Annotated in this window: 1 protein-coding gene; it reads right to left on the bottom strand. The window is 66.0% G+C overall.

Annotated features, from left to right (window positions below; genetic code table 11):
* The coding region (locus AAE027_RS39245; RefSeq protein WP_479714273.1) for an amino acid adenylation domain-containing protein at positions 1-9,178 on the bottom strand (9,178 nt) is incomplete at both ends.

Here is a 9,178-nt window from a genome sequence, read left to right as displayed (position 1 = left end):
CCATGATCATCCAGCAGATACACACGCGTGTTCGCAATCGGGCGGCCAATCGGGACAATGGCACCATCAAACCCATCGGGGCAACTCCAGGTCGCCGCACAAACTGTTGCTTCGGTAGGTCCATAAGCATTGATAATGGATGCTGGAGCCAGACTCCGGATGAGTTCTGCCTTCGGCAGCTCTCCAGCAAGAATGAGAACTTGCGATCCCAAGCCTTCCAGCTTCTGGCTTCCCTGAAGCAAGGCTGGAGGCAGCGTCGCGTGCGTGATGGCTTCGCTTCGCAGATAATCCGATAGCTTGTTACTCGCTTGACGGAGCTCATCCGCAGGCAAATGCAATGTGGCTCCCGAACCAAACGCCATAACAAGCTCCGAGGCGCTTGCATCAAAACCGAAGGAGGCGAACTGCACCACGCGGCTGTTGCAACAAACGCCAAAAAGCCCGATCTGAGCCAAGCTGAGATTGACCAAGCCGCGATGCTCGACCATGACCCCCTTGGGGGTGCCTGTTGATCCCGAGGTGTAGATCACATAGGCGAGATGGCGTGAGGTGAGGCCAAGCGCACGCGGGTCCGGATCCGACGCCGGCAGATTTGCCCATTCCGGCGTCGCCGCCAGATCCACCACCGTCAGATCGCGTACCGCATCGTCGCCCAGCGCCGATCGCCCCGCTGCATCGGCCAGCAGCACTCGCGGCGCCGCATCCTCCAGCACCTGGTGCAGCCGCGCCGACGGATAGGCCGGATCCAGCGGCAGATAGGCGCCACCCGCCTTGAGGATCGCCAGCAGCCCGACCACCATCGCCACGCTGCGCGCAACGCAGATCGCCACCGGCTGATCCGGCCTGACCCCAAGCCCGATCAGATGATGCGCCAGCTGGTTGGCGTGCGCATTGAGCTCGCCATAGCTGACGCGCTGGTCCTGATAGACCACCGCCACCGCCTCCGGCGCTTTTTGCACCTGCGCCTCAAACAGCTCATGGATGCACTGCTGCTCAGGATACGTCACCTCCGTCCGGTTCAGTTCCTCCAGCAGATACGCCCGCTCGTCGGCTGGCAGCAGCTCAATCCGCCCGACCGCTTGCTGCGCATCGGCAACCATCGCCCGCAGCAGCGCCAGCAGATAATCCCGCTGCCGCTCGATGGTCGCGCGATCGAACAGCGCGGTGGCATAACCCAGCGTCCCAGCGATGACCTCACCCTGCTCGCCAAGGCTCAGCTCCAGATCGAACTTGACCTGATCGAAGCCGTCTGCCGCCGCCTCCACCATCAGCCCAGGAAGGTCGAACGTCCCAGCGGCGTTGTTCTGCCAGGCCAGCATCACCTGGAACAACGGCGTGTGATCAAGAGCCCGGGGCGGCTGCACGATCTCCACCACCTGCTCGAACGGCAGGTCCTGGTGCTCCTGCGCTCCCAAAGCCGTGCGCCGCGTCCGCGCCAACAGTTCCGACACGCTCGGCTCGCCCGACAGGTCCAGCCGCAGCGCCAGGGTGTTGACGAAGAAGCCGATCAGCTCTTCGATCTCGCGGCGACCGCGATTAGCGCTCGGCACGCCAATCACAAGATCGTCCTGTCCCGACAGACGCGACAGCACCGCAGCCCACCCCGCCAGCACCGTCATGAACAACGTCGTGTCTTGCTGCAGGCCCAGCCGCTTCAGCTCCCGCGTCAGCTCCGCATCAATAACGATCGGGACCGTCGCCCCCGCAAACGACTGCTGCGCCGGCCGCGGCCGGTCCGTCGGCAGCGCCAGACGGGCCGGCGCGCCAGACAGATTGTTGCGCCAATACTGCGCCTGGCGCTGCAGCCGCGCGCCCGACAGCCACTGCCGTTGCCAGGCGGCATAATCCGGATACTGGATTGCAAGCGGCGGCAGCGGATCGCCTTCTCCGGCCACGAACGCCCGGTACAGCTGACTGAGTTCATGCGCCAACACGCCCAGCGACCAACCATCCGAGACAATGTGATGCTGCGTCAGCAGCAAGACGTGCTCCTCATCCGAGATCCGGATCAGCCGGCCGCGGATCAGCGGGCCACGCGCCAGATCGAACGGCGTGCACGCCTCTTCCCTGCACAGACCCAATAGCGCCTCGTCCGCATCCGGCCTGTCCCGCAGATCGTGCTCCACAACCGGCAGCCCCGCATCCACCGGCAGCAGCTCCACCCAGGGCTTGCCCTCCGGCGCGACAAACACGCTGCGCAGCGCCTCATGGCGCGCCAACACACGGTCCAGGCTACGCTGCCAGGCGCTGCGGTCGAGCCCACCCTTGAGCCGCCACCCGAGCGGAATGTGATAGTTCGTGCTGCTCTGATCCAGCTGCGCCAAAAACCACAGCCGCTGCTGCGCAAACGACAGCACAAGCGGCGCTTCACGCGACACCGGCGCAATGGCCGGCAGGTCTTGCGCGCCGGAGCGGCTCAATTCATCCATGATACTCGCGGCCAGATCGGCCAGCACCGGTTTGGCAAACAGCGTGGTCAGCGGCAGTGTGAAGCCAATGGCCTGCGAGACCCGGCTCAACAGCTGCACCGCCACCAGCGAGTGCCCGCCGAGCGCAAAGAAGTGGTCGTGGCGTCCGACCCGCTCCACACCCAGAAGCTCGGCCCAGATCTGTGCCAGCGCCGTCTCGATCTCGCCCTGCGGCGGCTCATAGGCGCGATGCGCATACGCCTCATCGTCCGGCGCCGGCAGCGCCTTGCGATCGAGCTTGCCATTCACCGTCAGCGGCAGCGCCGCCAGCCCCACGAACGCCGATGGCACCATGTAATCCGGCAGGTGCGCACTTATGTGGGCGCGCAAGGCGCCGGCAAGCTCGCTTCCATCCAGCCCGTTCGAAGCTGCTTCCGGCGACACCACATAGGCGACAAGACGCTGCTCGCCGCCGGGGCCCTCGTGCGCCACCACCACCGCCTCGCGCACGAACGGGTGCTCGCAAAGCCGCGCCGCGATCTCACCCGGCTCGATCCGGAAGCCGCGGATCTTCACCTGGTCGTCGTTGCGGCCCAAAAACTCAAGATTGCCGTCCGGCAGATAACGTGCAAGGTCGCCGCTCCGGTACAGCCGATCGCCCTCGACAAAGGGACTGGCGATGAACCGCTCCGCCGTCAGCTCCGGACGGTTCAGATAGCCGCGCGCCACCCCCGCCCCGCCAATGTAGAGCTCCCCGACCGCGCCAAACGGAACCGGCGCACGGTGACCGTCAAGCAGGTACACCCGCGTGTTCGCGATCGGACGGCCGATCGGGACAATGGCGCCATCAAACTCATCCGGACAACTCCACGCTGTCACGTCGATCGCAGCTTCGGTCGGACCGTACAGATTGTGCAGGCCCGTCCAAGGCAAGAGGCGCCGAACCTTATGCACACTGGCGGCAGGAAGCGCCTCGCCGCTGCATAAAACACGCCGCAGCGACGTGCAGCGGTCAACACTCTTCGCATCCATAAAACTGACCAGCATGGATGGCACGAAGTGAACCGTCGTGATGCGCTCGCCGATGATCAAGTCGACCAATGCAGCGGGATCTCTGTGCGCATCCGGAGACGCCAGCACCAGGGTCGCCCCTTCAAGCAAGGTCCAGAAGAACTCCCAGGCCGAGACATCGAAGCCAAATGGCGTCTTCTGCAACACGACATCAGTTGCCTTGAGACCATAGGCGTTTTGCATCCAAATCAAGCGATTGACGATAGCCCGATGCTCATTCTGTGCCCCCTTGGGCGTTCCGGTGGAGCCGGAGGTGTAGATCACATAGGCGAGATGGCGCGAGGTCAGGCCGAGGGCGCGCACATCCGGATCCGACGCCGGCAGATTGGCCCATTCCGGCGTCGCTGCCGCCAGGTCCACGACCGTCCGATCGCGTAGCGCATCATCGCCCAGCGCCGATCGTCCCGCCGCATCGGCCAGCAACAGGTGGGGCGCCGCATCCTCCAGCACCTGGTGCAGCCGCGCCGACGGATAGGCCGGATCCAGCGGCAGATAGGCGCCACCCGCCTTGAGGATCGCCAGCAGCCCGACCACCATCGCCACGCTGCGCGCAACGCAGATCGCCACCGGCTGGTCCGGCTTCACCCCAATTGCAATCAGATGATGGGCCAGGCGGTTGGCGCGCGCATTGAGCTCGCCATAGCTGACGCGCTGGTCCTGATAGACCACCGCCACCGCATCCGGCGCCTGGCGCACATGCGCCTCGAACAGCTCATGGATGCACTGCTGCTCAGGATACGTCACCGCCGTCCGGTTCAGCTCCTCCGACAGATACGCCCGCTCGTCAGGTGGCAGGATGTCCAGCTCGCGCACCGGCGTGTTCGGCGCCCGCTCCAGCGCCTCCGACAGCTGCTCGAGCGCCCGCTGCATGTAGCCGCAGACCCGATCCGCTGAGACGCCCTCCGTCACCTGCGCCGTCAGCCCGAGCGCCCCGCCAAAATCCTCCACCGACAAGGTCAGCGGATAGTTGGTGCGCTCCTCCCCGCCCAGCCATTCCACGCCGGACAGCACATCATCGGCTGCGGAGGCGGAGACTGCCGCCGGCGTGTTGTGGCGGTAGTTCAACAGTGCGCTGAACAGCGGCGCCGGCGCCGCAACGCCGCTGCAGCGTTGCGCCAGCGCCAGCGAGGCATGCTCATGTACGAGCAGCTCGGCCAGCCGCGCGTGGGTGGTCCGCACGCTCGCCTCGACCGCGGTCCCATCAAGGTCAAGCCGCAGCGGCAGCGTGTTGATGAACAGACCCATCGCGCGGTCGCCACCCGCCCCGCCATGCATGCGGCCGAACAGCACCGTGCCGAACACCACCTGCTCGCGGTCGCTGCTGCGCGCCACCACCTGGCCCCAGGCCAGATGGCACAGGCTCGCCAGGCTCACCCCCAGCCGCCGCGCCTGCATCCGCAGCCGCACGTTGAGCTGCTGCGGCAGCATCCGCTGCGCCTCACGGGTCCCGCTGCCGTCGCCCTGGACCTCGCACAAGCCAAACGGCGTGCACGGCTCATCGATGTCCCCCAGCAGTCCCCGGAAGAACTCTTCATGCGCGTCTGCACCCACGCCAAGCCGTGCCGCCGCCACCAGGTTGCGGAATGGCTGCGGGGCTGCCAGCTCATGCTCGCGTCCCTCCAGCACGGCCCGGACCTCGGCATGCATCAGCTCCAGCGTGGTGTGATCCCCGATCAGATGATGCTGCAGCTCCACCAGCAGCCAGCGCGCACTGCCGGGCTCGCGCGCGATCACAAACCGCAACAAGGGCGCTCGGCCAAGATCGATGCGGTGCTGGCGCGGATCAAACCGATCCTTAAGCTGCGCGGCGCCAGGATCAGCAGACCCGTCCAGCTCGACCTCGCTCACCTCCAGCAGCGCGTTCCGCCACACCACCTGCGCCGGGCGCGACAGCCCTTCCCAGACAAACGACGTCCTCAGGATATCGTGCCGATCCACCACCCGCTGAACCGCGGCAAGATAGCGCTCCAACAGGTCGCGATCGGCAAACGCCATCTGCGAGACCAGCAGGTACGGATCGCCCTTTGTCGCCAACAGATGATGGAACAGGATGCCGTCCTGCAGCGGCGACAAGCCATAAATGTCCTGGATGTTGCCGACCCCGCCCGGCACTGTGGCGATGATCCGGTCGATCTCGCCCTGCGTCAGCTCAATCAGCGGCAGCATCTCTGGCGTGATCGCCGGACTCTGTTCGGTGATCCGATTGGCCGGGACCGCCATCTCGTGATGGCAACTGAGGCTTGCGGCCAGATCCGCCAGCACCGGCTTTGCAAACAAGGTCCGCACCTCGACCCCCAGCGACTGCCGCCGCAGCCGCTCCATCAGCTGCACCGCCAAGAGCGAGTGCCCTCCCAGTTCGAAGAAGTGGTCGTGGCGTCCGACCCGCGCCAGCCCCAGCAGCTCGGCCCAGATCTGCGCCAGCACGGTTTCCATCTCGCCTTGCGGTGGCTCATAGGCGCGATGTGCATACGCCTCATCGTCCGGCGCCGGCAGCGCCTTGCGATCGAGCTTGCCATTCACCGTCAGCGGCAGCGCCGCCAGCCGCACGAACGCCGCCGGCACCATGTAGTCCGGCAGATGCGCGCCCACATGCGCCCGCAACGTGGCGGCCAGCTCAGCTCCAGCGCCATCCGGCTCATCCGATTGAGCTTCAGGCGCACACACCACATAGGCCACCAGCCGCTTCTCGCCGGCGCCGTCCTGCTGCGCCACCACCACCGCCTCGCGCACGAACGGGTGCTCGCAAAGCCGCGCCGCGATCTCACCCGGCTCGATCCGGAAGCCGCGGATCTTCACCTGGTCGTCGTTGCGGCCCAAAAACTCAAGATTGCCGTCCGGCAGATAGCGCGCCAGATCGCCGGTGCGGTACAGCCGGTCGCCGTCCACAAAGGGACTGGCGATGAACCGCTCCGCGGTCAGCTCGGGCCGGTTCAGATAACCGCGCGCCACCCCCGCCCCGCCGACGTAGAGCTCCCCCACCGCACCGAACGGCACCAGCCCGCCATGATCATCCAGCAGATACACACGCGTGTTCGCAATCGGGCGGCCAATCGTCTCAACGACAACGTTCCTCCTTCGCACGCAGATCCAGGTTGAGTACGTGGTGGTTTCAGAAGGCGCGTACAGATTACAAATCTTCTGGACCCGACTGCTCGCAAAGATCTTCTCGATCAGTTCCGCCGTCAGCCACTCGCCCGCCAAATTGACGACGCTGGTCGAAGCCGGCACTGCTTTCCTGTCGACCAGAGCGGCGATCGCCGAGGGCACTGTGTTGATCAAAGAGATATCCAAAGACCTCTCGGCCAGCGCCAGCGCATTCTCGACAAGGTAAAGCGTGCTTCCTTGCGAAAGCGGAACGAAGCACTCATAGACGGACAGATCAAAACTGATCGACGTAGCAAACAGCGTGCGGCTGATCTCTGATGCGGTAAACACGTCGCTGCTCCAATGCAGCAGGTTCACCGTGCTCGCATGCTCAATCATGACCCCCTTGGGGGTGCCTGTTGATCCCGAGGTGTAGATCACATAGGCGAGATGGCGCGAGGTCAGGCCGAGCGCACGCGGGTCCGGATCCGACGCCGGCAGATTGGCCCATTCCGGCGTCGCCGCCAGATCCACCACCGTCAGATCGCGTAGCGCATCGTCGCCCAGCGCTGATCGCCCCGCTGCATCGGCCAGCAGCACTCGCGGCGCCGCATCCTCCAGCACCTGGTGCAGCCGCGCCGACGGATAGGCCGGATCCAGCGGCAGATAGGCGCCACCCGCCTTGAGGATCGCCAGCAGCCCGACCACCATCGCCACGCTGCGCGCAACGCAGATCGCCACCGGCTGATCCGGCCTGGCCCCGAGCCCGATCAGATGATGCGCCAGCTGGTTGGCATGCGCATTCAGCTCGCCATAGCTTAGCCGCTCCTCCTCATGGACCATCGCCACCGCGTCCGGCGCACGGCGAACCTGTGCCTCGAACAGCTCGTGGATGCACACGTCCGACGGATAGGCCGATGCCGTCCGGTTCAGCTCCTCCAGCAGATACGCGCGCTCAGCGGCTGGCAGGATGTCCAGCTCGCGCACCGGCGTGCTCGGCGCATGCTCCAGCGCCTCTGCCAGCTGCTCCAGCGCCCGCTGCATGTAGCCGCAGATCCGATCCGCCGAGATGGGCTCCACCACCTGCGCCGTCAGCCCGAGCGCCTCGCCAAAATCCTCCACCGACAAGGTCAGCGGATAATTGGTGCGCTCCTCCTCGCCCAGCCATTCCACGCCGGACAGCACATCATCGGGTGCGGAGGCGGAGACCGCCACCGGCGTGTTGTGGCGGTAGTTCAACAGCGCGCTGAACAGCGGCGCCGGCGCCGCAACGGCGCTGCAGCGCTGCGCCAGCGCCAGCGAGGCATGCTCATGGGCCAAGAGCTCGGCCAGCCGGGCATGCGTGGTTCGCACGCTCGCCTCGACCGCGGTCCCATCAAGATCAAGCCGCAGCGGCAGCGTGTTGATGAACAGCCCCATCGCGCGGTCGCCACCCGCCCCGCCATGCATGCGGCCGAACAGCACCGTGCCGAACACCACCTGCTCGCGGTCGCTGCTGCGCGCCACCACCTGACCCCAGGCCAGATGGCACAGGCTCGCCAGGCTCACCCCCAGCCGTCGCGCCTGGCTACGCAGCCGCGCGTTTAGCTGCTGCGGCAGCATCCGCTGCGCCTCTCGAACCCCGCTGCCGTCGCCGCGCACCTCGCGCAAGCCGAACGGCGTGCTCGGCTCGTCGATGTCTGCCAGCCACCCCCGGAAGAACGCTTCATCCGCCTTTGCATCAACGCCCAGGCGCGCCTGCGCCACCAGGTTGCGGAACGGCTGTGGCGCGCTCAGCTCGTGCTCGCGTCCCTCCAGCACAGCCTGGACCTCGGCACGCATCACCTCCAGTGTGGTGTGATCCCCGATCAGATGATGCTGCAGCTCCAACAGCAGCCAGCGCGCGCCGGGCTCGCGCGCGATCACAAACCGCAATAAGGGCGCTCGGCCAAGATCGATGCGGTGCTGGCGCGGATCAAACCGATCCTTAAGCTGCGCGGCGCCAGGACCAGCAGATCCGTCCAGCTCGACCTCGCTCACCTCCAGCGATGCGTGGCGCCACACCACCTGCGCCGGGCGCGACAGCCCCTCCCAGACGAACGAGGTGCGCAGAATGTCGTGCCGGTCCACCACCCGCTGGACCGCAGCAAGATAGCGCTCCAACACGCCACGGTCGGCAAACGCCATCTGCGATACCAGCAGGTACGGATCGCCCTTTGTCGCCAACAGATGATGGAACAGGATGCCGTCCTGCAGCGGCGACAAGCCATAAATGTCCTGGATGTTGCCGACCCCGCCGGGCACTGTGGCGATGATCCGGTCGATCTCGCCCTGCGCCAGCTCAATGAGCGGCAACATCTCTGGCGTGATCGCCGTACTCTGTTCGGTGATCCGATTGGCCGGGACCGCCACCTCCTGATGACTGCCCAGGCTTGCGGCCTGATCGGCCAGCACCGGCCTGGCGAACAGCGTGCGCACCTCAACCCCCAGCGACCGCCGCCGCAAACGCTCGATCAGTTGCACCGCCAGCAGCGAGTGCCCGCCGAGCGCAAAGAAGTGGTCGTGGCGTCCGACCCGCTCAACACCGAGCAGCTCGGCCCAGATCTGTGCCAGCGTGATCTCGATCTCGCCTTGCG

It is taken from the genome of Bradyrhizobium sp. DN3, from assembly GCF_041357655.1.
Lineage (GTDB): Bacteria > Pseudomonadota > Alphaproteobacteria > Rhizobiales > Xanthobacteraceae > Bradyrhizobium.
The sequence above is the reverse complement of the archived record's forward strand: the minus strand, read 5'-3'. Positions and strand labels throughout refer to the sequence as shown.